Below are 26,203 nucleotides of genomic sequence, written 5' to 3'. Positions count from 1 at the left end.
GGCTGTTGTCGGGATCATGGCTGCTTAGCTCCACTTCCCGATGCTCCAGGACTTGACGGAGGCCCTGGTGCCGGTCCGGTCTGGCCCTTCTGGTCGCCTTCGCTGCTCTTGCGCTTGGCGCGGAACTCGCCGTCCTTATCTTGCCCGTCCTTCTGGCCGTCTTTGGCGCCATCCTTCTTCTGACCATCCGGCCCGCGCGAGCGCTTGCGCGGCGCGAGATCGGCCGACGGCGTCTGGTCGTCGCGGCCGATGACCACCTTGGAGCCATCGGACAGATTGGCAAAGCCCGTCGTCACGACCTTGTCCGTCGCCGAGAGGCCGCTGGCGATCACGGCGTCATGCTCGTTCTGCTGCGTCACCGTCACCGGCTTGGCCGCAACCACGTTGTCCTCGCCGATGACATAGCTGAACGTGCCGATCGGTCCGCGCTGCACGGCCGAGGTCGGCACCACCAGCGCCTGCGTCAAGGTCTCGACCTTGAGGCGGACATTGACGAACTGGCCGGGCCAGAGCTGGTAATTGGCGTTGGGGAATTCGGCCTTGAGCCTGAGCGTTCCCGTGGTCTGGTCCACCTGGTTGTCGATGCCGGTGAGCTTGCCGGTGTCGATTACGGTGAGGCCGTCATTGCCGAACACGTCGACCGCGAGCGCGCCCTTCGCCGCCGCGGCGTTGACCCGCATGATCTGCTGCTGCGGCAGGCTGAACCACACCGCGATCGGCTGCAATTGCGTGATCACCACGAGACCGGTGGTGTCGGAAGCATGGATGATGTTGCCCTGATCGACCTGGCGCAGGCCGGCGCGGCCCGAGATCGGCGCCACGATCTTGGTGTAGCTCAGCGTCGCCGCCGCATTGTCGATCGCGGCCTGATCGGCCTTGACCAGCGCCTCCGTCTGCGCGACCAGCGCACGCTGGGTGTCGGCCTGCTGCTTGGATCCGGCATTGGATGCGGCGAGCTGCTCGTAGCGCGTGAGGTCGATACGCTGGTTGGCGAGCTGGGCCTGGTCCTGCGCCTTCTTGGCGACGGCCTGATCGTACGTCGCCTGATAGAGCGCCGGGTCGATCTCACCGACCACGTCACCCTTCTTGATGTCCTGTCCTTCGGTGAAATTGACCGCGATCAGCTTGCCGTCGACCTGCGAGCGGACGGTCACGGTGTTGAGTGCGCGGATCGCGCCGACGCCGTCGAGATAGACGGGAACGTCCTGGGTGCGGGGCGTCGCCGCCAGCACCGGCACCGGCAGGTCGGGCCGCTGATTGCGGCCGTTCGCCTGCTGCGGCTGCTGATGCCAGGTGGTCCAGCCGTAGTAGCCGAGCCCACTGAGGATCGCCAGCGTGATCAGGGTCATGACGAAGCCGCGCCCGCGCGACGTCTTCGCCTTCCCCTCCTTCGCGCCTTGCTTGGTATCCGGCTTAAAGAGCATTGACCGGTTTCTCCATCCTCGGCTCCCAGCCGCCGCCGAGCGCCTGATACAGGCTGACGATAGCAAGAAGGCGGGCAAGTTGCGCCTGTGACAGCGCGTCTTCCGCCTGGAACAGGGTCAGTTGGGTGTTGAGCACGGTGACGATGTCGGCGGTGCCGGCGCGCAATTGCTGCTCGGAGAGATCGAAGGCGCGGCGCGAGGCGGTCAGGACATCACGCTGCAATTGCAGCTTGATCGTGGTCTGCTTGATCGAGAACAGCGCATTGTCGACGTCGGCAAACGACTGGATGATGGTCTTGCGGTAGGTCTGCAGCAATTCGTCCTGCCGCGCCTTGGCAAATTCGAAATTGCCGAGGATCTTGCCACCGTCGAAGATCGGCTGCGTCGCGCTGCCGACGAGCTGGAAGAAGGCCGCATGCGGCTGGAACAGCGAGACCAGGGCCGAGCTCTGATAGCCGCCATTGCCGGTGAGCTGGATGGTCGGGAAGAATTGCGCGCGGGCATTGCCGATATTCGCGGTGGCGGAGGCGAGCTGGGCCTCCTGCCGGCGAATGTCGGGCCGCTGCGTCAGGAGCTCCGACGGCAGGCCGGGCGTCACGCGGGGTATAGCGATCCGGTTCAGCGAGCCGCCGAGCACGCGCACGCTCTCCGGCGGCCGCGACACCAGGACTGCAAGCGCATTGACGTTCTGGTCGAGCGTCTGGCGCAGCGGCGGCACCAGTGCTTTCTGGTTTGCGAGCACGCTCTCCTGCTGGGCGACGTCGAGGTCGGTGCCGGTGCCGGCCTTGCGCCGTTCCCTGACGGCATCGAGGATGCGCTGTGCGCTCGCGATGTTCCGCTGTGAGGTCCGGATGCGATCCTGCGAGGCCAGCACCTGGAAATAGGCGTTGGCGACGCCGGCAAGCGTCGTCAGCCCAACGACGTCGCGATCGAAGCGGTTGGCATTGGCCGTTTCTTCGGCTGTTTGCAGGGCGTCTCGGTTCTGGCCCCAGAAATCGAGCTGGTAGCTCGCGCTCAGCGAAGCCTGGTAGTTGACGACCTCACGGCCGCCATTGGTGAGCCCCGAGGCGGAGGAGCCCGAGGTGCGCGAATAGGCCTCCTGCCCCGTGCCGGAGAGGCTCGGCAGCAGCGCCGCACCTGCCTGCCGCGCCTGGGCGTCGGCCTGGACGATACGCGACACGGCGGCGGCGATGTCGAGATTGACGGTCTGCGCCTCCTCCATCAGCTGTGTCAGCTCCGCCGAGCGGAAGCTGCGCCACCAATCCAGCGACGGCGGCGCATCCGCCTTGCCCGCGTATTTGTACTGCGTGGGAACGTCGAGTGCGGGATCAGGAAGATCCTGTGTCAGCACGCACGCGCCCGAACCGGCGGCGAGGCAAGCGACCGCAAGCCAGCGCGCCGCACGTCGCGTCCGGGACGTGGCGCCTGGAGACCGCCGCACAGCGATCGCAGGAACATTCTGTGTCACACACACCCCCCGCCGGGCAGATCGAGCCGCCACCGCGCTGCCGGAGTAACCGATTCGCGGCGGCACAGTCGGGGGGCTTTGGACAACTCGTTCACAAGGTGATGCTTTCTGCGGAACCTAACGGCCATACTAGCCGGGTGCGGAACAGCGGGACAGTCCCGCAGTTGCGAGATGGCCGCCAAAGTGCGACGATCCCACGGCGAAAAAATTGCAAAAAGTCACTGTCCTGCAGTGCGTTCTTGAATCTCGAAGCCGTTCCGAAGCGCATTCAAGCTTACCAACATTTCATGTGATATTGCCGCCACACCAACGCGAGTGGCTTGAATTCGTCCGTACCGCTCGCAATCCGGCTTCAGAGCTGGTCGCGAAGCCGGGCCGAGCCGGTCCACGAGGTCGTTTAGCGTCGAAAATCAATAGGCATTCGTCGTGCCGATATGTCTGCAGGGTATCCAGGCGTGTCGCGAGTGCGCTGACGACAGCCGTAATCTTCCATGTTTCGGCAGAGGCCGACCCGATCTTCCTACCGTTGTCGCGCCGCGTAGCCCAGCATCATCGGCCATCGCTCCTCGCAAGAATTTCACTGCTTCGACGGGCACTTCCGCCGGTTTCGCCGCAGCGCAAAAGCCTTCCCCTTTCGCCTCCCAAGCACTAGGTTCTGGCCAACCTGATCAACCCCTTTGCCAGTGATTTGCCCAGACATGACCATCAACAACGACGTTGTCGAAGCCATCGGCAACACCCCGCTGATCAAGCTCAAGCGCGCTTCCGAACTGACCGGCTGCACCATCCTGGGCAAGGCCGAGTTCATGAATCCCGGCCAGTCGGTGAAGGATCGCGCCGGCAAATGGATGATTCTGGAGGCCGAGAAGCGCGGCGAGCTCAAGCCCGGCGGTCTCGTCGTGGAATCGACCGCCGGCAATACCGGCATCGGCCTTGCGGTCGTGGCCAGCGCGCGCGGTTACCGCACGCTGATCGTGATCCCGGAGACGCAGAGCCAGGAGAAGAAGGATTTTCTGAAGCTGTGCGGCGCCGAGCTGCTGGAATCGCCGGCCCTGCCCTATTCCAATCCGAACAACTACCAGCATGTCGGCCGCCGTCTTGCTGACGAGCTGCGCAAGACGGAGCCGAACGGCGTGCTGTTCGCCGACCAGTGGAACAACCTCGACAATGCGAAGGCGCATTACGAGTCCACAGGTCCTGAGATCTGGGAGCAGACCGGCGGCAAGATCGACGGTTTCGTCTGCTCCGTCGGCAGCGGCGGCACGCTCGCGGGCACCAGCCGCTTCCTGAAAGAGAAGAGCAAGGACGTCAGGATCGCCTGCGCCGACCCGCACGGCGCCGGCATGTATGAATATTTCAGAACGGGCGATGCCAAGGCGACGCCGGGCGGCTCGATCACCGAGGGCATCGGCCTCAACCGGGCGACCGCAATCGTCGAGAGCGCAAAGGTCGATGACGCCTATCTCATTCCCGATGCGGAAGCAGTCACGGTGATCTACGAACTGCTCCAGCACGAAGGCCTGTGCCTCGGCGGCTCGACCGGCATCAACGTTGCCGGCGCGATGCGTCTCGCGAAACAGCTCGGGCCCGGCAAGACGATCGTCACCGTGCTTTGCGATTCCGGCAGCCGTTACCAGTCGAAGCTGTTCAATGCGGACTTCATGCGCGCCAAGAGCCTTCCGGTGCCGGAATGGCTGGAGAAGCGCAGCAACATCAAGCTGCCGTTCGTCTAGCCCCAAGTCGGCCGCGACGATCCCTGCGACACCCGCGCGAGGCGCTCGTTCGACAGCGAAGGCTTGTTCGCGCGTGTGCGCGGCGGGAGGGGAGCGCCGTAGGAGCCCTCGCTGTCGCCGCTCGGCCAGAACATAAGCGCGAGCATCAGCGCGAGGTTGACGAGCGCGCCGACCGCCGTTGCCTGGTGCTCCTGCCCGATCGCCCAGGCCGGAAACCGGCCCGCGACGACATAGTCGACGATCATGAGCGCGAACCAGGCAGGCACCACGCAGACCGGATCCCAGCCGATGTCGCGGATGCGCATGGATTGCAGCGTGAAGGTCGCAACTCCGAAGAACACGATCGCGGCGATCATCGCCCAGCTCTTGGTGAGGTCTTCGGGTCGGATCGCGCCGGGCGAGGTGTTGTTCAGCACGGCCATTGCGATTGCAAAGCAGATCGCCGTCATCACGATCGCAAGCGCGACCGTGGCGAGGAAGAAATGCAGTCGCCCGAGCCGGGCGTTCAGGCCGAAGACGAAACCGAGCATTGGCGCACCCTTTTTGGCGCCACATGCCCAGAGATTGCTTTCGGAGCCATGAACCGGCACGGTCGCGCAGCGCCGCATGGTTTCCGGAGGACTAAGGTGGCCGGCGCAATTCGAGGCTTCGCCCCACCCGGCATGGTCAGGCGCCCTCGCCGCCTTCCGAGGCCGCAGCACAATAGTCGCGCCAGAACTTTCGGTAACCCGCTTCGAGGCTGGCCGTGTAGGTTTCGACATTGCCGGCGGCGGACGCTGCAATCCGGGCGGGCAACTCCGCACGCAACTTCGCCAGGTAATCAGGCTGTGACGCAAATTTGCAGGCGATCGCGGCATAGCCCTCGTCGTCCGCGGCGACCCAGTCGTCGAGGCCGACCGCAGCCACGATCGAACCGCCGGCGCGCGATGAGGCGCCGTTGCCGAGCTTGGCCACGACCGGGACGCCCGCATAGAGCGATTCCCAGGTGCTGACGCCGCCGTTTTGCGGGAACGTGTCGAGCGATATGTCGACGTTCGCAAAGGCCAGCAGGTGCTCGTGACGCGGCGACGAGCCCAGGCAGGTGACATTCTCCTCGGCAACGCCCTGTGCCACGAACCGCGCGACCAAATTGTCGCGCAGCATGGGATCGTCGAGCAGGGTATGCTTGATGATGATCTTCGAACCCGTCACTTCGCGCATCACTTTCGACCACACCCGGATGGCCTCGTCCGAGATCTTGTAGATGCGGTTGAACACGCCGAAGGTGACATGGCCGTTGCGGAGCATGGGCGGCTCCGATGCAGGTAGATCCAAAATGGGATCGATCGTGATCAGGCACGGCAGGTCGTAAACCTTTTCAGCCAGCAGATGGCGCGCCGATTGCGGAATGAAGACGGGATCCGCGAGCACGTAGTCCATGGTCTGAAGGCCCGTGCCCGTGGCGTGACCGAACCCGGAGACCTGGATCGGGGCCGGCTTGCGAGCGAAGACATGGAGCCTGTTGCCGGTCGTGTGCCCGGACACGTCGATCAGGATATCGACCTTGTCGGCCTGGATACGATCGGCCAACTCGTCATCCGACATCTGCCAGGCGTCGACCCAGACATCCGCCGAGGACCGGAATGCGGCGGTCATCTCATCTCTTACCGGCGAGCACGAATAGCAGACGATCTCGAACCTGGCGTGATCATGATGGCGCAGCACCGGTAACAGAGCGAACGCTGCCGAGTGATGCCAAAACTCGGCAGCAACATAGCCAACCACGATCCGCCTGTCGGGATCGAGCTGCCGGGGGGCAAGAGTCCTTCGCGGCAACTTCGCGCCGATCGCGTCCCACCACTGCTTTCGTGCGGCCTGCTGAACCGCGAAATCGGCGTCGGATAGATAGTCGAGGAAGAATATCTTCCGCCCGATCAAGGAGGCATCCGGTACAATGGCCAGCGCCGCATCGAGTAGCTCGATCGCCGATGCGATCTCTCCCTGGTTGGCAAAACAAGCGCTCAACAGCGCCATCGCGATCGCGGAGCGTGGATATTCCTCCAGCAACATGGTGCAGGCCATAATCGCTTGCGCCGTGTTTCCCATGGCGAGCGCGACTTGTGCCTTCCCCTGCAAGGCCACCTCGAGCTTGGGCGCAAGCGCAAGGGCCGCGTCAAAATCCGCCGCCGCCTGTTCCAATCTCGACGTCTCAAGATTGAGCCGTCCACGGTTGGCCAGGATCTTTGCCGAGCCTGGCCTGATCGCGAGCGCCGCCTCCAGCGCGCCTTTAGCCTCGTCGAAGTTCTTGAGCTCGATATTGACCAAACCTTTGCCGACGAGCGCCTCGACGTTTCGCGGCTGAAACAACAGTGCGCGCTCGAAGCTCTGTTTGGCGCGATCAAGCTGCCGCAGCGCGAGCTCTGCCAGGCCACGATTGCAGAGCGCATCGGCATGATCGGGCTTCAGCCCGATCGCGCGATCGTACAGTTCGATAGCTTGCTCGACGCGGTTTAGATGCAACAAGGTATTGCCGAGGTTAGCCAAGGCCATGGGGAAGCTCGGCTTCAACGCGATGGCCCGCTCCAGGGATGTACGCGCGTCCTCATATTCCCCAAGTGCGAAATGCGTGGCTCCCAAATCGGAAAAAGCCTGTGCCGAGCGTGGGTCGACCGTCACGGCATATTTGAGGGCCTGTTTCGCGGCCTCGAAGTGTCGGCTCGCGAACGCGCCCAAGCCAAGCAGATGCAAGGCGCCGAAATGCTCCGGAAGTTCATTCAGGATCTGGCGGCAGAGTGTCTCGGTCTCCGCATACCGGCCCTGGCCATAGGCCGCATTCGCGGTCGAAATGATCGCGTCCGCCTGCTTCTTCAATTTTTTCTGTAACCGCGCGTTCTGGAACGCGCGCGCGCCGGCGCCGCTGCTCTGCAAGGATTCTCTCCGGAGGATGCCCGGGAGGATTCTAGCTGATTCGCGGCCAGGGCCGGCCGGTTTAGGCGGCCCGGCAATCTCCGGAAGATGCCGGTGCTCGACGCGACCCTCGCTTACGCAACGCCGTCGTTATCCGCAGCAGCGGCACAATAGTCGCGCCAGAACTGGCGGTAACCGGCTTCGAGCTCCCGCGTGTAGGTCTCGACATTGCCGGCGGGCGAAGCCGCGATCCGGGCCGGCAAATCCGCGCGCAATTTCGCCAGATAATCGGGCTGTGACGCAAACCTGCGAGCGATCTCGACATAGCCATCGTCATCTTCGGCCACCCAGTCGCCGAGGCCGACGGCAGTCACGATAGAGGCGCCGGCACGCGAGGAGGCCCCGATGCCGAGCTTGGCCACGACGGGAACGCCCTTGTAGAGAGATTCCCAGGTGCTGATGCCGCCATTTTGCGGGAACGTGTCGAGGGACATATCGACCTGGGCGAAAGCCGCCAGATGGTCGTCGCGCGAGGTGGTGCCGAGGCAGGTGATGTTCTCCTCGGTAACGCCCTGCGCCAGGAAGCGCGCGACCAGGCTATCGCGCAGCAGGGGATCATCGAGCAGACCATGCTTGAGGACGATCTTCGATCCCGGCAGCTCCCGCATGATGCGCGACCAAACACGGATCGCATCATCAGATATTTTGTAGATGCGGTTGAACACACCGAACGTGACGTAGCCGTTGCGGAGCATCGGCAGCTCCGAAGGCTGCAGATCCGAGACGGGTTCAATCGTGATCAGGCACGGCAGATCGTGGATTTTCTCGGCAAACAAATGCCGAACCGACGGCGGAATGAAAATGGGATCCGCGAGCACGTAGTCCATGGTCGGCATGCCCGTGCCTGTCGCGTGTCCGAAGCCAGTGGCTTGGATCGGGGCCGGCTTCCGAGCGAAAGTCAGCAGCCTGTTTCCGGTCGTGTGCCCCGAAACATCGATCAGGATGTCGACATTGTCGGCCTGGATACGGTCGGCGAGTTCGTCGTCCGAAAGTTGCCAGGCATCGACCCAGACGTCCGCCAATGATTTGAACATCGCGGTGTACTCGTCCGCGCCCGGCCAGGAGTAGTAGCAGATGATTTCGAATTTGGTGTGATCATGATGGCGCAGCACCGGCAGTAGCGTGAGCCCCGCGGAGTGCTGCCGGAATTCGGCAGCGACATAGCCGACCACGATCCGCTTTTCCGGATCCAGCGGCCGCTTCGGCAGCTCCCTTCGCGGCTGCTTGGAGCCGATCTGGTCCCACCAGGATTTTCGCACTGCCTGCTGGACAACGAAATCGGCCTCGGCGCGGTAGTCCTCCAGGAAGATCTTTCCTCTGATCGCATCCCCATAGTCCGGCCGGAGCGCCAGCGCGCGATCGAGATACTCGATCGCTGCGTCCATGTCCCCCTGGTTCGAGTACGAGAATCCCATCAGCGCCAGCCCCATCTCGGAGCGCGGATTTTGCTCGATCAGGGCCGCTGCGGCTGCCATCGCCTGCGCGGTTTTTCCCATGACGAGGCAGGTCTGGGCCTTGCCGCGAAGCGCCAGCTCGAGCTTGGGCGAGATCGCAAGCGCCGCCTCGAAATCCGCAAGCGCGGGCTCCAGGCGCTGCAACTCGTAACTGAGCCGCCCGCGTTGGGCCAGGATCCTCGGCGAGCCGGGCTTGATCGCGAGCGCCATGGCAAGCTTGGCCGCCGCCTCGTCGTGGTGCCGCAGCTCGATGCTGACCATGCCGCTGCCGACGATGGCCTCGGCGTGACGGGGCTGAAACAGCAGGGCGCGGTCGAAGCTTTCCTTGGCGCGCATGGTCTGTCCAAGCACAATTTCGACCATGCCGCGATTGCAGAATGCATCGGCATAATCCGGCTTGATCTTGATGGCGCGCTCATGCAGCTCGAGCGCCTGTTCGTACTGCCCCAGATGCATCAGCGTGTTGCCGAGGTTGGTCAGCGCGACCGCAAAATTCGGCTTTAGCGCGATGGCCCTCTCCTGGCACCGCCGCGCCGCCTCGTAGTTGCCGAGGTCGAAATGCACGGTGGCAAGATTGTTGTGCGCATCGTGCAAGCGCGGATCGAGTGCAATCACGCGCTCGAGCAGCTGTTGCGCCTCCTCCAGCCGCCGGCCGTCATGCGCGCACATGCCGAGCAGATGCATCGCGTCGACATGATCCGGCAGCGCTTTCAGGATATCCCGGCAGAGTGCCTCGGTCTCGGCATATCGGCCCTGGCCATAGGCGGTAGCCGCGGCGGAGAGGACGGCGTCCGCCTGCTTGATCAATTTCTTCTGCAATCGCGCGTTCTGGAACGCGCGCGCGCCGCCGCTGCTCTGCAAGGTGTCTCTCCGGAAGATGGCCCGCGGCAGAGTCTAACTGATTCGCGAGCCCGGCCGTCTGGTCAGCTGGTGCCGTGGTATCCCGGGATTTCCCGGGGCTCAGCGGCCCGGGATTGCTGGCCCCTTACGCAACGTCGCTGCCTTCGGCAGCCGCGGCACAATGGTCGCGCCAGAACTGACGGTAGCCCGCTTCGACATTGGCCGTGTAGATTTCGACATTGCCGGCGGGGGAGGCTGCGATCCGAGCTGGCAACTCGCTGCGCAACTTCGCCAGATGCGCCGGCTGCGCCGCATATTTGCAGGCGGTCGCGGCATAGGTCTCGTCGTCCTCGGCGACCCAATCGTTGAGACCGACAGCAGCCACGATCGACCCGCCGGCGCGCGAGGAGGCTCCAATGCCGAGCTTGGCCACGACGGGAACGCCCGCATAGAGGGATTCCCAGGTGCTGATGCCGCCGTTTTGCGGGAACGTGTCGAGCGATATGTCGACGTTCGCAAACGCCCGCAGGTGCTCGTGGCGCGGCGACGAGCCCAGGCAGGTGACGTTCTCCTCGGCAATGCCCTGTGCCACGAACCGCGCGACCAAATTGTCGCGCAGCATGGGATCGTCGAGCAGCGTATGCTTGATGATGATCTTCGAACCCGTCACCTCGCGCATCACTTTAGACCAGACTCGGATGGCTTCGTCCGAGATCTTGTAGATGCGGTTGAATACGCCGAAGGTCACATAGCCGTTGCGAAGCATGGGAGGCTCCGAAGGCGCCACGTCCAGGATGGGATCCATCGTGATCAGGCACGGCAGATCGTAGACCTTTTCAGCCAGCAGATGGCGCGCCGATTGCGGAATGAAGACGGGATCCGCGAGCACGTAGTCCATGGTCTGAAGGCCCGTGCCCGTGGCGTGACCGAACCCCGAGACCTGGATCGGGGCCGGCTTGCGAGCGAAGACATGGAGCCTGTTGCCGGTTGTGTGCCCGGACACGTCAATCAGGATATCGACCTTGTCGGCCTGGATATGATCGGCCAACTCGTCATCCGACATCTGCCAGGCGTCGACCCAGACATCCGCCATCGACTTGAATTCGTCCGTTATCTCATCCTGTACCGGCGAGCACGAATAGCAGACGATCTCAAACCCGGCGTGATCATGATGGCGCAGCACCGGCAACAGAGCGAACGCCGCCGAGTGGTTCCTGAATTCGGACGCGACATACCCGATCAAGATCCGCCTGTCCGGATCAAGCTTGCTGGGCGCCAACGCCCTTTGCGGCAATTTGGCGCCGATCGCGTCCCACCACTGCTTTCGTGCAGCCTGCTGGACCGCAAAATCGGCCTCCGGGAGATAGTCTAGAAAGAATATCTTGCGCCCGATCAAGTCCGCATAATCAGGCGCGATTGCCAGCCCCGCATCGAGATGTTCGAGCGCCGTCGCAATGTCTCCCTGACTGGCATAGCAGGAAGCCAGAAGCGCAATTCCGATGTCCGACCGCGGATTTCCCTCGAGCAACGTCTTGACCGCCGCAATCGCCCCGGCCGTGTTGCCCTTGAGAATGTTGACTTGCGCCTTTCCCTGCAGGGCGACTTCGAGCCTTGGTGAAAGCACCAGTGCCGCATCGAAATCCGCGAGCGCCTGCTCCAGCCGCGACAGATCGAGATTGAGCCGTCCGCGCTGCGCCAGAATCTTCGGTGAATCCGGCTTGATCGCGAGCCCTGCCGCGATGGCTGCGGCCGCCTCTTCGTAGTGCCGGAGCTCGATGCATACCATGCCTTTGCCCGCGATCGCTTCCGCGTGGCGCGGCTGAAAAGCGAGGGCGCGATCGAAACTGCCCTTGGCGCGCTGGAACTGGCCTTCGATCAGCTCCGCCATGCCCCGATTGCAAAATGCATCGGCATAGTCCGGCTTCAGCCTGATAGCGCGATCGTGCAGCTCGATAGCCTGCTCGGCGAGGCCCATGTGCAGCAGCGTATTGCCGAGATTGGTCAAGGCGATCGGAGAATTCGGCTTCAGCGCAATCGCCTTCTCCTGGCATGCGCGAGCGTCCTGAAATTTCTGGAGGGTGAAATACACTGCCCCGAGATTACCATGGGCATCGGGCGAACGCGGATCGAGCGCCGTCGCGCGCTCGAGCAATTGTTGCGCCTCCTCGAGTCGCCCGCCATCATACGCGCGCAGGCCGAGCAGGTGCGCGGCGTCGAAATGATCCGGAACCTCCGTCAAAATCCGGCGGCAGAGTGTCTCGACCTCCGCGTATCGGCCCTGCCCGAGCGCCTGAACCGCGGCGGACATGAGCGCGTCGGCCTGCTTCTTCAATTTCTTTTGCAATCGCGCGTTCTGGAATGCGCGCGCGCCGGCGCTGCTCTGCAAAGTCTCTCTCCGGAGGATAGCCCGAAAAGAGGCTGGCCGATTCGCATGGTGCCAAGCTGGCGGGCCGGTTAGACCCGCGGCGCCACCGGATTGCTGGTGCTCAGCGCAGGATCTGGCTCAGGAACAGTTTGGTGCGAGCGTGCTGCGGGGCCGCGAAGAACTCTTTGGGCGTGTTGGCTTCGATGATCTGGCCCGCGTCCATGAATACCACGCGGTTGGCGACCTCGCGGGCAAAGCCCATCTCGTGGGTGACCACCAGCATGGTCATGCCCTCCTCGGCGAGGTCGACCATGGTGTCCAGCACCTCCTTGACCATTTCGGGGTCGAGCGCCGAGGTCGGCTCGTCGAACAGCATCACCTTCGGGTTCATCGTCAGCGCGCGGGCGATCGCGACGCGCTGCTGCTGACCGCCAGACATCTGTCCCGGAAACTTGTTGGCCTGGTGCGGGATCTTGACCCGCTCCAGAAACTTCATCGCCGCCGCCTCGGCGTCCTTCTTGGGAATGTTGCGCACCCAGATCGGCGCCAGCGTGCAATTGTCCAGCACGGAGAGGTGCGGAAACAGGTTGAAGCTCTGGAACACCATGCCGACTTCGCGCCGCACCGCGTCGACGTGCTTCAAGTTCGGCCCGAGCTCGATGCCATCAACGACGATCTCACCTTCCTGAAACTCCTCGAGCGCGTTGATACAGCGGATCAGCGTCGACTTGCCCGAGCCGGAGGGGCCGCAGATCACGATGCGCTCGCCCTTTTCGACCGCAAGGTCGATGTCGCGCAGCACGTGAAACTCGCCGTACCATTTGTTCAGGCCGGATATCTTGACGATGGGGTCGGACATGGTGACCTCGATCAGTTGCGGCGGTGAGCGTTGAGGCGGTGTTCGACGAAGAGCGAGTAGCGCGACATTCCAAAGCAGAAGATGAAGTAGATGATTCCGGCGAAGGCGAACCCGGTGAACGCGGTCGACGGCGACGACCATTTGGGATCCGAGAATGACGCTCGCAGCGAGCCCAAGAGATCGAACAGCGCCACGATCGAGACCAGCGACGTGTCCTTGAACAGCGAGATGAAGCTGTTGACGAGGTTCGGAATGACGTGGCGCAGCGCCTGCGGCAGCACGATCAGCGAGGTCGTCTTCCACCAGGACAGCCCCAATGCCGCGGCCGCCTCGCCCTGCCCGCGCGGGATCGCGGCCAGCCCGCCGCGGACGTTCTCGGCCTGATAGGCGCCCGTGAACAGAGAGATTCCGATCAGCGCACGCACGAGACCATCGACCGTGAAATTGCCCGGGAGAAACAGCGGCAGCATGTAGGTGGCAAAGAACAGCACGGTGATCAGCGGCACGCCGCGCCAGAACTCGATGAAGGCGATCGAGAAGATCCGGATCAGCGGAATGGTCGAGCGGCGGCCAAGCGCCAGCGCAATGCCGATCGGCAACGAGGTGACGATGCCGGTGACGGAGACCACCAGCGTCACCAGAAGTCCACCCCACAGGTTCGTCTGCACGATCGGCAATCCGCCGTGATCGAGCCCCATCAGCTTGATCACGAGTGCGATGGCGGCGAAGGTGACGATGCTGGATGTCAGGGCCCGCCCGCCGGTGCGAACGCCGCCGCCGAGAACGAAGGCGATCAGGGAGACGATCGCGGCGGTGATGGCGAAATCGGCCCAGACCGACTGGCCCGTCCCCTGCAGCTGATCTCGCAGCCAGGTCAGCGGAAAGGTCAGCCAGTAGATCAGGTTACCCACGAGCACGATGACATTGCCGACGACCCACAACAGCGGTGCGGCAGACGACGTCTTGCCGAGACCGAGCAGAGCCTGCCCGGCGCCGAGAATGCTGTCGTCGAACAATTGCAGCAGGTCAGCGGTCCAGCTCAGGCCAAATCCCTTGATGCCGCCGCCATGCAGCAGAAAGAATGCGACCACCGGAAACGCAAAGAAGAACAGGCCTGCGTTCAAACCTTTCGACGGCAGCCGCGGAATGAGCAACGGCACCAACAGAACGACTGACAGGACGAGCGTGAGATTGACCCGCCAGCGTTCGGCCTCGGGGTAGAAGCCATAGATCAGCTGCGGCAGCTTGGCCTGGATGTAGGGCCAGCAGGCGCCGACCGCAAATCCGGCGTTCTCGGCGAGACAGGCCGTGCGATCCTTGCCGGTCCAGACTGCATCGACCATCAGGAATTTGACGGAGGGAATGACGGTGAACCAGAGCAGCAAGGCGCCGACGATCGTGAGCAGGATGTTGGTCGGCGAGTTGAACAGGCGCGTCCGCACCAAGCCGACGAAGCCCGTGGTCTTCACCGGCGCGGGACGCTCGTCGAGAAGGTCCTGGCGAACGAAGCTGGACGAAGTGATATCGCTCATGCGCCGAGACTCCGGCTGACGCGCCAACCGTAGACGCTCATGATGGCGCTGGTGATCAGCGAGATCAGGAGATAGACACCCATCGTCATGGCGATGATCTCGATGGCCTGCCCGGTCTGGCTCAGCGACGTGCCGGCGAACACGGACACGAGGTCGGGATAACCGATCGCGACGGCCAGCGACGAATTCTTGGTGAGATTGAGGTACTGGTTGGTCAGCGGCGGAACGATAACGCGCATTGCCTGCGGCACGACGACCAGGCGGAGCGTGGTGCCGCGGCTCAGGCCCAGCGACGATCCCGCCTCCATCTGTCCGCTGTGGACGGAGAGGATGCCCGCGCGCACGATCTCGGCGATGAAGGCAGCCGTATAGGTCGACAAGGCCAACGTGAGCGCCACGAACTCCGGGATGATCCGCGAGCCGCCTGCGAAATTGAAGCCCTTGAGCTGCGGCAGCTCGAAGCTGAAGGGCAGACCCGCTACCAGCATGGTGACAAGCGGCAGTCCGAACAGCAGGCCCAGCACATAGGGCCAGATCCGGATCACCTGACCTCGCTGGAACAGCGCCCGGCGCGCATGGATGCGCAGCGCCAGCGAAGCCACGATGCCGAGCGTTAGCACCGCAAGAAAGGCCTCGAAGCCGCTCTCGCCGATCGGGCGGGGAATGACGAGACCGCGATTGCTGACGAAGGCAATGCCGAGCAGCGAAATGCTCTGTCGTGGATTGGGCAAGGCCGCGAGCACCGCCAGGTACCAGAACAGAATCTGAAACAGCACCGGCAGGTTGCGGATGATCTCGACATAGATTTCGCCAATGCGCGCGAGCAGCCAGTTGGGCGACAGCCGGCACAGCGCGACGATGAAGCCGATCACGGTGGCGAACACGATGCCCACCACCGAGACCACGAGCGTGTTGAGGAGCCCGACCAGGAACACGCGCAGGAACGTGTCCGAGCCGGTATACGAGATCAGCGTCTGATTGACGTCGAAACCGGCGTTGTTCGCGAGGAAGCCGAAGCCGGCGGCAATGTGCTGGTTCTCGAGGTTCGCGCGGGCGTTGGAGACGATTTCATAGGCAATCCAGCCCAGGACCGCAGCAAAGGCAAACTGGACGGCGATGCCGTTCCAGCCTGTCTTGCCTCCCAGCACGCGCCTGATCTTCAGCGCGATCTGGGGCGGGGGTTTGCGAGCCTCGATGCTCATCGCCGCGAGCGCGGATCGGGCGGGGTCAGCGGATCGGCGGCGCGTACTGGAGACCGCCCTTGTTCCAGAGATTGTTGAGACCCCGATTGATACCGAGCGGCGAGCCTGCGCCGACGTTGCGGTCGAACACCTCGCCGTAATTGCCGACGGCCTTCACGATGCGCACTACCCAGTCCTTGCTCAGGCCGAGCTGTTCACCGAAATTGCCGTCGGTACCGAGGACGCGCTTCAACTCCGGATTTTCCTGTTTCGTCTTCTCGTCGACGTTCTTCGCGGTCACGCCGAGCTCCTCAGTGGTGATCATGGCAAACAGCGTCCATTTCACGATGTCGAACCATTGGTCGTCGCCGTGGCGCACCATTGGTCCGAGCGGCTCCTTCGAGATGATTTCCGGCAGCACCATGTGATCGCCGGGATTGGCAAGCTTCAGGCGGTTGGCGTACAGCCCCGACTGGTCGGTGGTGAAGACGTCGCAGCGCCCGGCCTCGTAGGCCTTGACCGTTTCGTCGTTGGTGCCGAACGCTATCACCTCGTACTTCATGTTGTTGGCCTTGAAGTAGTCGGCGAGATTCTGCTCGGTGGTGGTGCCGGTCTGGACGCAGACCGAGGCGCTGTTGAGCTCGAGCGCCGAGTTCACCTTGAGCGACTTCTTCACCATGAAGCCCTGCCCGTCATAATAGGTCACGCCGGTGAAGTTGGCGCCGAGCGAGGTGTCGCGCGAGATGGTCCAGGTGGTGTTGCGCGACAGCACGTCGACTTCGCCGGATTGCAGCGCCGTGAAGCGGTCCTTGGCGGAGAGCGGCACGTACTTGACCTTGGTCGGATCGTTGAAGATCGCCCCGGCGATCGCGCGGCAGACGTCGACGTCAAGCCCGGTCCAGTTGCCCTTGTCGTCCGGCGAGGAGAAGCCGGGCAGGCCCTGACTGACGCCGCAGGACAGCATGCCCCGGTCCTTGACGGTCTTGAGCGTTTGCGCATCGGCGGCTTGGGCAGTCAGGCCGGCGGCGAGAGCGAGAGTGAGAGCCAGGGTTACGCGTTTCATGGGCTTTGGGCCTTTCAAAGTCGTCTCAAGGTCAGGAACGTTGTCTTTGCGATCGTCTCTGCCAGGGCTAGCCGTATCAAGAGCAGCCCTGCAAGAGTCATGCTGGAAAACCTTGCCGATCACCCGCCGATCCCGGGAGGCCCTACCTTAATCCCCGCCGATGGCGCCCGCCGTTACGGCTGTGGCGCTTGGTCCGGTCAGGCGATGGATCGAAGGTCGCGGCAGCCCCTCAACATGCGGCGACTGAATAGCACCTGCGATAACAGAACGACTGGCGTGCCGGGTCAAGGGGTTGACGGGACTCTTCTGTGTTCTGTTATTAACAACAGCGGCCTTTCGGCCTGCCCGCGGGCGTAGCGCGCCTGGTGGAAACGCGCTTTTTGAAAGCAGACGCATGGATTCCTCACACCCCTCCGAACAGCACGCCGAGACCCGACTGGTCACCTCCGGCCGCGACACCAAGGCGCAGAAGGGGTTCGTCAACCCGCCCGTCTTCCACGGCTCGACCGTGCTCTATCCGACCGCCGAGGACCTGCACGCCCATCGCGGCGAGTTCCAGTACGGCCGGCACGGCACGCCGACGACCCGTGCGTTCCAGGAGACCCTGATGGCGCTGGAGGGGCCGCAATGCGCCGGCGTCGGCATCGTGCCGTCGGGGCTGTCGGCGATCTCGACCACCCTGCTCTCGGTGCTGAAGGCCGGCGACCACATCCTGGTCTGCGACAACGTCTATCGCCCCTCACGCAATTTCTGCAACGGCATGCTCACCCGCTACGGCGTCGAGACCACCTACTTCGATCCGATGATCGGCGCCGGCATCGACAAGCTGTTCAGGCCCAACACAAGCGCCGTTCTGGTCGAGGCGCCCGGCTCGCAGTCGTTCGAGATGCCGGACATCCGCGCCATCGCCGAGGTCGCGCATGCGCGCGGCGCGCTCGTCATCGACGACAACACCTGGGCGACGCCGCTCTATCACCGCTCGCTCGAACAGGGCGTCGACATCAGCATGCAGGCCGCCACCAAATATATCGGCGGCCATTCCGACATCATGTTCGGCACCATCTCGGCCAATGCCAAGGCCTGGCCGCAGATCGCCGAAGGCATCCGCCTGCTCGGCGTTTGCGCCGGTCCCGATGACGTCTTCCTGGCACTGCGCGGCCTGCGTACGCTGTCGGTACGGCTGGCGCAGCATCATCGCTCCGGGCTCGACATGGCGCGCTGGCTTGCGAGCCGTCCCGAGGTCGCGCGCGTGCTGCATCCGGCGCTCGAGACTGATCCCGGCCATGCGATCTGGAAGCGCGACTTCACGGGCGCGTCGGGCCTGTTCAGCATCGTCCTGAAGCCGGCGCCGCAGAAAGCGGTCGACACCATGCTCGATACGCTCAAACTGTTCGGCATGGGCTTTTCCTGGGGCGGCTTCGAGAGCCTGGTGATTCCCTTCGATTGCGACGCCTATCGCACCGCGACCAAGTGGTCGCCGGGCGGCCCGACGCTGCGTCTGCATATCGGCCTCGAAAGCGTCGACGACCTCAAGGCCGACCTCGATCGCGGCTTCGCTGCCCTCAAGGCAGCAATGTGAGCCTGCTCACAAGGCATCGCGCCTGCGGACGCGCCAACGCGCGCCGCAGGAACGCGTGGCCGCTGCAAACGTTAACGCCGACGCGCCAACAAATGGTTTGAACCTCAAGCATTTGGCGCTAGCCTCACCAATCGACTCCAATCCGGACTCGGAGCATGGGAACGTTGGTACTGCTCGATCTGATGGGCGGCGTGGCGCTGTTGCTGTGGGGCCTGCACATGGTCCACAGCGGGATTCTGCGCGCCTTTGGCCCGGACCTGCGACGGCTGCTCGGCAAGGCGCTTGGCAATCGCTTCAACGCGTTTGCCGCCGGTCTCGGGCTGACGGCGCTGCTCCAGAGCAGCACCGCGACCGCGCTGCTCACGAGCTCGTTCGCAGCCGAGGGCCTGCTCAGCCTGGTCACCGCGCTCGCCATCATGCTCGGCGCCAATGTCGGCACGACGTTGATCGTGCAGGTGCTGTCGTTCAACATCGCCGCCGTCGCGCCGGTCCTGTTCGTGCTCGGACTGGTCGCCTTCCGCGTGGGTCCACGCTCACGGATCAAGGATGTCGGCCGTGTCTTGATCGGTCTCGGACTGATGCTGCTGTCGCTGCACATCCTGCTGGACACGCTGGCGCCGGCCGAGAACGCGCCGGGCGTCCGCGTCGTGATGTCCTCCATCACGGGGGATCCCGTTCTGTGCATCGTGATCGCAGCGCTCGTCACCTGGGCGGTGCATTCGAGCGTCGCCAGCGTGCTGCTGATCATGTCACTCGCCTATTCGCAGTTCATCTCGCCTTACGCGGCGCTCGCACTGGTGCTTGGCGCCAATCTCGGGAGCGCCATCAATCCCGTATTCGAAGGCGCCAAGCGTGACGATCCCGCCAGCTATCGCCTGCCGGTGGGCAATCTCGTCAACCGCGTGATCGGGATCGCCCTGGTCCTACCCTTTCTGGGCCCGATCGCCGAGCACATGCACGCCTGGCAGCCCGATCTTGCCAGGATGACGGCGGCGTTTCATATCGCCTTCAACGTCGGCACGGCCCTCATCTTCATCGGCCTGCTCGATACCATGTCGCGCCTGTTGACCCGGCTCCTGCCCGATCGTGTTCAGGACGCCGATCCGGCCCGGCCGCGCTATCTCGACGAGACCGCGCTGGAATCGCCATCGCTGGCGCTGGCCGATGCCGGCCGCGAAACCCTGCGCATGGGCGATCTCGTGGAAGTCATGCTGCGCAAGGTGATGGCCGCGATGATGAGCGGCGACCGCGCGTTGGTCGATCAGGTCTCGAAGATGGACAACATCGTCGACGGCCTCGACGAAGCCATAAAGCTCTACGTGACGAAACTCATGCGGGGCAGCCTCGACGAGAGCGAGGGCCGGCGCGCCATGGAGATCATCTCCTTCGCCATCAATCTGGAACATATCGGCGACATCATCGACAAGAGCCTGAGCGAGCTCGCGACCAAGAAGATCAAGCGCCGCTTCCAGTTCTCGCCCGAGGGCGCCGAGGAGCTCGCCGCCTTCCACAAGCGCACGATGGATTCGCTGCGCATCGCCTTCGGCGTCTTCATGTCGGGCGACGCCAACGAGGCACGCAAGCTGCTGGTGGAGAAGACGGCGCTGCGCAACACCGAGCTTGCCGCCGTCGAGCGCCACCTGGACCGCCTGCGCGAGGGCCGCCCCGAGACCATCGAAACCACGTCGCTGCATCTCGACGTGCTGCGGGACCTGCGCCGCATCCACTCGCATATCTGCTCGGTCGCCTATCCCGTGCTCGACGCGGCCGGCGAGCCCCATCGCAGGCACGGGGCGGAGACCGCCGCCCTGCCCGTAACAGGCGCGGCGTCAGCGTTGCCGCGCTAGCGTGGATCAGCGCTCCAGCGTCTTTGACGCCCGGCCGCGGTTCTTCACGATCAGCATGATGTTGCGAATATAGATGACGGTCGCCAGCGCCTGGCCGAGGATGATCACGGGTTCGCGCTTGACGACGCCATAGACCAGCGTCATCAGCCCGCCGCCCATGGAGCAGAACCAGAACGCCATCGGCACCACGCTGTTGCCGGCACGCTCGCTCGCGATCCACTGCACCAGGAAGCGCGCGGTAAAGAACAGCTGCGCGACGAGGCCGAACGCGAGCCAGAAGTCGAACTTGGCCACGAAGACGTCGTAGAAATAGTTGCTCAGCGCCTGACCGTATTGGATGATCATGCCTTCACCTCAGTCACATCCGGCGTCGGCTTCTTGCGGCGGATCAGCCACCACACGCCCACGAGATCCATGATGCCGATCCACAGCCGGTCGAAGAAACCGTAGTTTGACACGCCGGAATGTCGCGGGCGGTCGATCACGTCGACATAGGCGATCTCGTAGCCCTCGCGGCGCACCAGCGCCGGCAAAAAGCGATGCAGCCCGTCGAAATAGGGCATCATCAGGAACACCTCGCGCCGGAACGCCTTCAGGCCGCAGCCGGTGTCGCGCGTACCGTCCTTCAGGATCGCGTTGCGGACGCCGTTGGCGACGCGCGACTGGAATTTCTTGAAGCCGGTATCCTTGCGGCCGACGCGTTGTCCGGCAGCGAGTCCGACCTTGCTTCCGTTCTCGACCGCCGCGATCAGGTCCGGCAGGAAGGCCGGATTGTTCTGGCCGTCGCCGTCGAGCGTCGCCACGATCGCGCCGCGTGCCGCACGCACGCCGCTGCGCACGGCCGCGGATTGGCCGCCTGATTTGGCATGGCGCAGTTGGCGCAGATTGTCCCGCTGCTTCATGACCGCGCCGAGCCGTTCGCCGGTCGCGTCGGTCGAACCGTCATTGACGTAGATGATCTCATAGGCCCAGCGGCCGTCGAGCGCCGCGCCGATCTCCTCGATCAGCGGCACAATGTTGTCGGCTTCGTTGCGCACGGGAACGACGATGGAAACCGAGGGCTGGAAAACCGAAGGCTGGGACGACAAATCGAAGCTCGTGGTTGGAATTGGCTTGGCTCGGGAACCGGCGGGCCCGGCAGGCAGCCGCTTTTATGGGGCGGATGCCCCGTGGGCAACCCTTTTGAGGCGGCCCGAGACCGCCCCTGCAAGAGGCACAATGGTGCCGTCGGCACGGATGGCAAAGCCGAGCCTGCGGGCCGCGAACCAGTAGCGCACCGCCATGGCGCCGACCATGCCGACCAGGGCGCCGGCCACCACGTCGCTCGGATGGTGCGCGAGCAGCACCAGTCGCGTCAGCAGGATCACGATCGCGTAAGTGAACATGAATACGCGCAGGCGCGGCCATAGCGCCGAGACAGCGAACGCCAGCGCGAACGCCGTCACCGCATGCCCCGACGGCAGGCTCGCATAGGCCCCCGTTCCCTCGAACGGGATGAAGTTGAAGGGATTGGCCTTGCCGCCGACGAACGGACGTCCTCGACCGATGAGATATTTCAGGATCTCGGCGACGAATATCGGCACGGCAACAGACAGAAACACGAACTGCAACCGCGTGCCGAGGCCGAGCAGCAACGCGCGGCTCGTGCCGCGCAATCGCGCCGCAACCAGCGCTAGCACCACCAGCCCGCCCCCGAGCACCGAGAGCACATACTCATCCTTGCCGAAATCGGTGAGGATGCGGATCGGCCACAGACCGGGCGTGCCACGCGCCGGCATCAGCTGGATCTCGGTCAGGTCGAACACGACCATCAGCGCGATGACCAGGGCTGCGCCCGCCGCACTAAGCCACAGCGAATGCCGCGCCAGCTTTCGCGCGGCCTCGGCGCGGCGCGAATGCGAGGGCGTACGCACGAGCTGCGCCAAAGCGCGCCCCGACAGGGTGAGCAATTGCGTGGGATAGCTCGCGCGCGGCGCGATGTCGGTTGGCGCCGACATCCTACTCGGTGCCTTCCGAGCGGAAGATCGAGATCGAGATCGCACGCCCTTGGGAGAAATTATAGCCGTCGATGCGTGTGCCAACCTTGTAGCGCAGCCCGATCGCCTCGGCGCGCTGCACGAAGCCGCGCTCCGAACGCTGCTCGATCAGCGCGAACCGACAGCTCCCCTGCCGCAGGAAATCCGCCGCGCCCGAACCGTCGGTGAGCACCGTTTGCGTACCGGTCAGGAAGACGAGGCTCGGCTCGTGATAGCCGGCCGCGGCCGCCTTCGGGCCGACGCAGGTGACGTTGCGCAGCGCGCGTGCGATCTCGATGCTGGGAAACACCGGCGTCAGCGACGGCAGCACGATGCCGTAGACCACAACCGCCAGCATCAGGGCTGCGACCAGCGCGTTGAGCAGCGAGCGCTCGGCGTGGTTGTTGTCGTGAAGCCACCAGGCGAACAGGCCGAAGATCAGCGAGGCCGCGATGAACGGCCAGGCCACGAAGGCCGGTTGCCGCGTCAGCATCACCGCGCCGACGACGGCGATGATCGAGCCGCCCACGGGGATCGCGAACCACCAGGCGGAGCCGCGCATCAGCCAGGACCAGGACAGCACGCGCCGCTCCAGCGCGCCCGCGGTGAGGATCGCGATCGCGGGATACAGCGGCAGCACGTAATGCGGCAGCTTGGTCAGCACCACCTCGAACACGATCCAGGACGGGACCAGCCAGGCCAGCAGAAACTGCGCGCCGGGCTCGCGCCGCGCGCGCCAGACCGCGGGCGCGGCCATCGCCGCGAGCGGCGCGCCGGGCCAGAACGTGATCCAGAACAGCACCAGATACAGTCCGGGCGGCGCGCCGTGGGATTCCTGCGCGCCCAACTTGCTCAACATGTCGCCGCCGACGGAATCGGCGAAGAAGGCATCGCCCGCGCGCCAGAAGATCGCGACGAACCAGGGCAGCACCAGCACCAGCATCCACATCAGGCCCCAGAGCGGGCGCAGCTTCCACAGCCAGGAGGCATCGCGGTCCTGGATCGCGAGCGCAACGATGGTCAGGCCTGCGAACATCAGGATCAGCGGGCCCTTGATCAGGATGCCGACAGCGAGCGCCGTCCAGAAGATCGCGGGCCAACTCCAGGGCGGATGCGTCTCGTCCTCGGCGCGCTGCCAGGACAGATAGGCCCGCCCCATCGCGCCCATCGCGGCGACCACGCAGAACAGCAGCATCGCGTCGGTCTTCGCAAGCCGCGCCTCGACCCCGAGCAGCACGGAAGCACACATCAGAAGTGCCGCAAGCACCGCGGCGCGCCGCGTGACGAAGCCGAGCGCCGCCCAATAGGTCATGAGCACGGCACCGATCGCGCCGATCAGTGACGGCAGCCGGTAGACCCAGATGCGCAGTTCGGCCCGCGGCAGACCGAGCGCCGATGCGGTCTCGACCGCGGCCGCTTGCAGCCAGTAGATCCCGACCGGCTTCTTGTAGCGGACGTCCTCCTGGAAGCGGATGTCGACATAATCGCCGCTCTCGACCATCTGCTTGGTGGCCTGCGCAAAGCGCGCCTCGTCGCGGTCAACCGGCGGAATCGTGAAGAAGCCCGGCAGGAATAGCAGCAGCGCGCACAGCAGCAGAAAGCTCACCGCGCGGACGTGGCTGGCCGTGGCGATATCGAACATGGACACGAGCCGGCTGCCCGGATTCACCGGGGATTTCGGCTCGCGCGGAGCTCCAAAACGGGGTGTTGGGTAGGTCTCGGCCATCGGTTCCGCTTACGCTGAAACCGCCATCGCCACAACCGCTTGAGGCAGGGTCATTGAATTCGAATGACAACTGTGTCCGCGGCGCCCGTGGCGTCGATGACGGTCAGCCGCGCAAAGCCGGGACCGGGCGGATCGATCAGCCGCTGGCGCCGTCCGTCGATCTCGCCCAGTGCCGTTCCGTTAACCATGACAGTCATGGGCAGGACACCGCCGGCGACCTTGACCGGCATGGCTGCGCCCGCCTCGCCACCTGAGCGATCGACGTCGATCCGCGAGCCGTTCAACGGAAACTGGATGTGCAGGGCCTGCTCGCCCCCCGTCCGCACCAGATCCCCGACCGGGCGGAACCGCCTCAAGGGAAACGGCAGCTTGGCGTTGCTGGCGACCAGGGTCCCCTTCGGTGGCTTCGGCAACGGCAGGAGCGTCTTGCCGGTGCGGGCGAAGGCGTCGAACAGGATCGGCGCGGCGGCAACCCGACCGATCAGGCCTGGAACCGGCGCACCATCGGGCCGGCCGACCCAGACGCCGATGGTCATGCGCCCGTCGAAGCCCATCGACCAGGCGTCGCGGTAGCCGTAAGAGGTGCCGGTCTTGAAGGCGATCCGGTTGTGAGCCGCGTTCTCCGGCGGCGGGGTGCCGAGCAGCACATTGCCCACTTGCCAGGCCGCGACCTGATCGAGCAGCCGCAGCGGCTCGCGGTCGTCCCTTTCGCTCATGATCTCGCGCAGTGGCCTGGTGGTGCCGAGCCGGGCGAAGCCCGCATAGAGCTGGGCGAGATCCTGTAGCGTCACGCCGACGCCGCCAAGGCCCATGGCAAGTCCCGGCGCCTCGTCCTTGGGCAGCACCAGATTGCCGCCGGCCTGACGCAGCCGCGAGGCGAGCCGGCTCGCGCCGACGCGGTCGAGCAGGACGATCGCAGGCACGTTCAGCGACAGCTGCAGCGCCTTCTTCACCGGCACGGTGCCCTGGAACGTCATGTCGAAATTTTCCGGCGCGTAGGAGCCGAAGCGCACGGGCCGATCATCGATCAGACTGTCGGGATGAACGAAGCCGTCCTCGAAAGCGAGCCCGTAGATGAAAGGCTTCAGCGTCGAGCCCGGCGAGCGGACCGCGCGGGTCATGTCGACCTGTCCCGCCCGGCGATCGTCGAAATAATCCGCCGAGCCGACGCGCGCGAGCACGTCGCCGCTCTCATTGTCGACGGCGATGATGCCGACCGAGATGTTCGGCCCCAACGCAATGGCACGATCGCGCGCCAGCGGCTCCAGCACCTTCTGCAGGTTGGCATCGAGCGTCAGCTTGATGACGGGCGTGTCCTTGACCGTCACAAGCGCCGCATCGGAGGCATGCGGCGCCAGGATCGGCATCGGCTTGCGCAGCTTTGGCACGGGAACGGCCTTGGCCTGCTTGGCGTCGTCGAGGCTAATTTGTTGTTCCTCGACCATGCGGTCGAGCACGCGGTCACGCGCTTTGCGCGCCGCATCGGGATAGCGATCGAGCCTGCGGGTCTCCGGCGATTGCGGCAGCGCGACCAGCAACGCGGCTTCAGCCAGCGACAACCGCTTCGGCTCCTTGCCGAGATAGGCGATCGAGGCGGCGCGAATGCCCTCGAGATTGCCGCCGTACGGCGCGAGCGCGAGATAGAGGTCGAGAATCTGCTCCTTGCTCAAGCTGCGCTCGATCTCGATCGCACGCACCATCTGCCGCAGCTTTGCATAAAGCGAGCGCTGCCGCCGCGGCTCCATCAGCCGTGCGAGCTGCATCGAGATGGTCGAGCCGCCCGAGACGATGTGGCCGCGCGTCGCAAGCTGAAACGCAGCGCGCCCCAGTGCCAGCGGGTCGATACCGTCATGTGCGTAAAAGCGCTGGTCCTCATAGGCGAGCAGCAGTTTCAGATAGGTCGGATCGACATTCGCCTTTGTCTCAACCGGCAGTCGCCAGCGCCCGTCCGCCATCGCATAGGCGCGCAGCAGCTTGCCGTTGCGATCGACGATGGTGGTGGAAACCTGGCGGGCTTCGTCGAAAGGCAGCGGACCGAGGGAGTAAACCCAGGCGACAAAGCCGACGATGGCGAGGATAAACGCGAAGGCGGCTATCGACAAAACGCGACGGCCCCAGCCCCGCGCTCCGTCATGGCCGGGCTCGTCCCGGCCATCCACGTTCTTGCCAAT

At 64.4% G+C, this 26,203-nt stretch carries 18 protein-coding genes; 3 read left to right on the top strand and 15 right to left on the bottom strand.

Annotated elements, in window-relative coordinates:
- Window positions 1–14: 14 nt before the first annotated feature.
- Window positions 15–1,424 carry an efflux RND transporter periplasmic adaptor subunit gene (locus tag AC0L20_RS29835; RefSeq protein ID WP_473294180.1) on the bottom strand — a complete coding sequence of 470 codons (1,410 nt, stop codon included), beginning with the start codon at window positions 1,422–1,424 and terminating at the stop codon, window positions 15–17.
- On the bottom strand, window positions 1,414–2,898 hold the full coding sequence (locus tag AC0L20_RS29830; protein WP_456764403.1) for an efflux transporter outer membrane subunit: 1,485 nt from the start codon (window positions 2,896–2,898) through the stop codon (window positions 1,414–1,416). Before AC0L20_RS29830 ends, AC0L20_RS29835 begins: the two co-directional genes overlap by 11 nt.
- A 692-nt stretch (window positions 2,899–3,590) precedes the next feature.
- On the opposite strand from AC0L20_RS29830, the gene AC0L20_RS29825 reads away from it, so the two are divergent.
- Window positions 3,591–4,625, top strand: coding sequence for a cysteine synthase A (locus AC0L20_RS29825; protein WP_027566889.1), 1,035 nt, complete (start codon window positions 3,591–3,593; stop codon window positions 4,623–4,625).
- Here AC0L20_RS29825 and AC0L20_RS29820 read toward each other — a convergent pair.
- From AC0L20_RS29820 to AC0L20_RS29785, 8 genes are all read right to left on the bottom strand, one after another.
- Window positions 4,622–5,155 carry a DUF805 domain-containing protein gene (locus tag AC0L20_RS29820; protein ID WP_456764404.1) on the bottom strand — a complete coding sequence of 178 codons (534 nt, stop codon included), beginning with the start codon at window positions 5,153–5,155 and terminating at the stop codon, window positions 4,622–4,624. The genes AC0L20_RS29825 and AC0L20_RS29820 overlap by 4 nt on opposite strands.
- Window positions 5,156–5,291: 136 nt before the next feature.
- Window positions 5,292–7,532, bottom strand: coding sequence for a tetratricopeptide repeat protein (locus tag AC0L20_RS29815; protein ID WP_473294179.1), 2,241 nt, complete (start codon window positions 7,530–7,532; stop codon window positions 5,292–5,294).
- Window positions 7,533–7,645: 113 nt separating this feature from the next.
- A complete protein-coding gene (locus AC0L20_RS29810; protein WP_473294178.1) occupies window positions 7,646–9,886 on the bottom strand; it encodes an O-linked N-acetylglucosamine transferase, SPINDLY family protein in 2,241 nt (746 codons plus the stop codon).
- 124 nt (window positions 9,887–10,010) lie between these two features.
- Entirely contained in the window at window positions 10,011–12,251 is a 2,241-nt protein-coding gene (locus AC0L20_RS29805) for an O-linked N-acetylglucosamine transferase, SPINDLY family protein (RefSeq protein WP_473294176.1), read from the bottom strand.
- A gap of 100 nt (window positions 12,252–12,351) precedes the next feature.
- The gene (locus tag AC0L20_RS29800) at window positions 12,352–13,089 is read right to left on the bottom strand and encodes an amino acid ABC transporter ATP-binding protein (protein ID WP_247286117.1); all 738 of its coding nucleotides are present in this window, start codon (window positions 13,087–13,089) and stop codon (window positions 12,352–12,354) included.
- 11 nt (window positions 13,090–13,100) lie between these two features.
- On the bottom strand, window positions 13,101–14,621 hold the full coding sequence (locus AC0L20_RS29795) for an amino acid ABC transporter permease (protein ID WP_473294175.1): 1,521 nt from the start codon (window positions 14,619–14,621) through the stop codon (window positions 13,101–13,103).
- Window positions 14,618–15,823, bottom strand: a complete 1,206-nt coding sequence (locus AC0L20_RS29790) for an amino acid ABC transporter permease (protein WP_473294174.1) — start codon at window positions 15,821–15,823, stop codon at window positions 14,618–14,620. The genes AC0L20_RS29795 and AC0L20_RS29790 overlap by 4 nt, the downstream gene beginning before the upstream one ends.
- A 25-nt stretch (window positions 15,824–15,848) precedes the next feature.
- A complete protein-coding gene (locus AC0L20_RS29785) occupies window positions 15,849–16,865 on the bottom strand; it encodes an amino acid ABC transporter substrate-binding protein (RefSeq protein ID WP_473294173.1) in 1,017 nt (338 codons plus the stop codon).
- A 394-nt stretch (window positions 16,866–17,259) separates the two neighbouring features.
- On the opposite strand from AC0L20_RS29785, the gene metC reads away from it, so the two are divergent.
- Window positions 17,260–18,444 carry a cystathionine beta-lyase gene (gene metC / locus AC0L20_RS29780; RefSeq protein WP_473294172.1) on the top strand — a complete coding sequence of 395 codons (1,185 nt, stop codon included), beginning with the start codon at window positions 17,260–17,262 and terminating at the stop codon, window positions 18,442–18,444.
- A gap of 155 nt (window positions 18,445–18,599) precedes the next feature.
- Window positions 18,600–20,291 (top strand): Na/Pi cotransporter family protein, encoded by a 1,692-nt coding sequence (locus tag AC0L20_RS29775; RefSeq protein WP_473294171.1) that lies wholly within the window; start codon window positions 18,600–18,602, stop codon window positions 20,289–20,291.
- 6 nt (window positions 20,292–20,297) lie between these two features.
- Here the strand turns inward: AC0L20_RS29775 and AC0L20_RS29770 are convergent, their stop codons facing one another.
- The 5 genes from AC0L20_RS29770 to pbpC all read right to left on the bottom strand — a co-directional run bounded on the left by AC0L20_RS29770 (window position 20,298) and on the right by pbpC (window position 26,191).
- A complete protein-coding gene (locus AC0L20_RS29770) occupies window positions 20,298–20,636 on the bottom strand; it encodes a lipid-A-disaccharide synthase N-terminal domain-containing protein (RefSeq protein WP_027517911.1) in 339 nt (112 codons plus the stop codon).
- On the bottom strand, window positions 20,633–21,379 hold the full coding sequence (locus tag AC0L20_RS29765; RefSeq protein WP_473294170.1) for a glycosyltransferase family 2 protein: 747 nt from the start codon (window positions 21,377–21,379) through the stop codon (window positions 20,633–20,635). The genes AC0L20_RS29770 and AC0L20_RS29765 overlap by 4 nt, the downstream gene beginning before the upstream one ends.
- A 63-nt stretch (window positions 21,380–21,442) precedes the next feature.
- On the bottom strand, window positions 21,443–22,288 hold the full coding sequence (locus AC0L20_RS29760; protein ID WP_473294169.1) for a phosphatase PAP2 family protein: 846 nt from the start codon (window positions 22,286–22,288) through the stop codon (window positions 21,443–21,445).
- A 1-nt stretch (window position 22,289) separates the two neighbouring features.
- Window positions 22,290–24,032: an ArnT family glycosyltransferase gene (locus AC0L20_RS29755; protein WP_473294168.1), complete on the bottom strand. Its 1,743-nt coding sequence runs from the start codon at window positions 24,030–24,032 to the stop codon at window positions 22,290–22,292.
- Between the two features lie 50 nt (window positions 24,033–24,082).
- Window positions 24,083–26,191: a penicillin-binding protein 1C gene (pbpC, locus tag AC0L20_RS29750; protein WP_473294167.1), complete on the bottom strand. Its 2,109-nt coding sequence runs from the start codon at window positions 26,189–26,191 to the stop codon at window positions 24,083–24,085.
- Between the last annotated feature and the right edge of the window lie 12 nt (window positions 26,192–26,203).

It is taken from the genome of Bradyrhizobium sp. Kon58 (assembly GCF_055807455.1).
The sequence above is the reverse complement of the archived record's forward strand: the minus strand, read 5'-3'. Positions and strand labels throughout refer to the sequence as shown.

Coding starts and splice junctions, on each gene's coding strand:
- AC0L20_RS29755 (WP_473294168.1), bottom strand. CDS start 24,032: ATGGCCGAGACCTACCCAACACCCCGTTTTGGAGCTCCGCGCGAGCCG.
- AC0L20_RS29775 (WP_473294171.1), top strand. CDS start 18,600: ATGGGAACGTTGGTACTGCTCGATCTGATGGGCGGCGTGGCGCTGTTG.
- AC0L20_RS29820 (WP_456764404.1), bottom strand. CDS start 5,155: ATGCTCGGTTTCGTCTTCGGCCTGAACGCCCGGCTCGGGCGACTGCAT.
- AC0L20_RS29785 (WP_473294173.1), bottom strand. CDS start 16,865: ATGAAACGCGTAACCCTGGCTCTCACTCTCGCTCTCGCCGCCGGCCTG.
- AC0L20_RS29790 (WP_473294174.1), bottom strand. CDS start 15,823: ATGAGCATCGAGGCTCGCAAACCCCCGCCCCAGATCGCGCTGAAGATC.
- AC0L20_RS29795 (WP_473294175.1), bottom strand. CDS start 14,621: ATGAGCGATATCACTTCGTCCAGCTTCGTTCGCCAGGACCTTCTCGAC.
- AC0L20_RS29760 (WP_473294169.1), bottom strand. CDS start 22,288: ATGTCGGCGCCAACCGACATCGCGCCGCGCGCGAGCTATCCCACGCAA.
- metC (WP_473294172.1), top strand. CDS start 17,260: ATGGATTCCTCACACCCCTCCGAACAGCACGCCGAGACCCGACTGGTC.
- AC0L20_RS29835 (WP_473294180.1), bottom strand. CDS start 1,424: ATGCTCTTTAAGCCGGATACCAAGCAAGGCGCGAAGGAGGGGAAGGCG.
- AC0L20_RS29825 (WP_027566889.1), top strand. CDS start 3,591: ATGACCATCAACAACGACGTTGTCGAAGCCATCGGCAACACCCCGCTG.
- AC0L20_RS29770 (WP_027517911.1), bottom strand. CDS start 20,636: ATGATCATCCAATACGGTCAGGCGCTGAGCAACTATTTCTACGACGTC.
- AC0L20_RS29800 (WP_247286117.1), bottom strand. CDS start 13,089: ATGTCCGACCCCATCGTCAAGATATCCGGCCTGAACAAATGGTACGGC.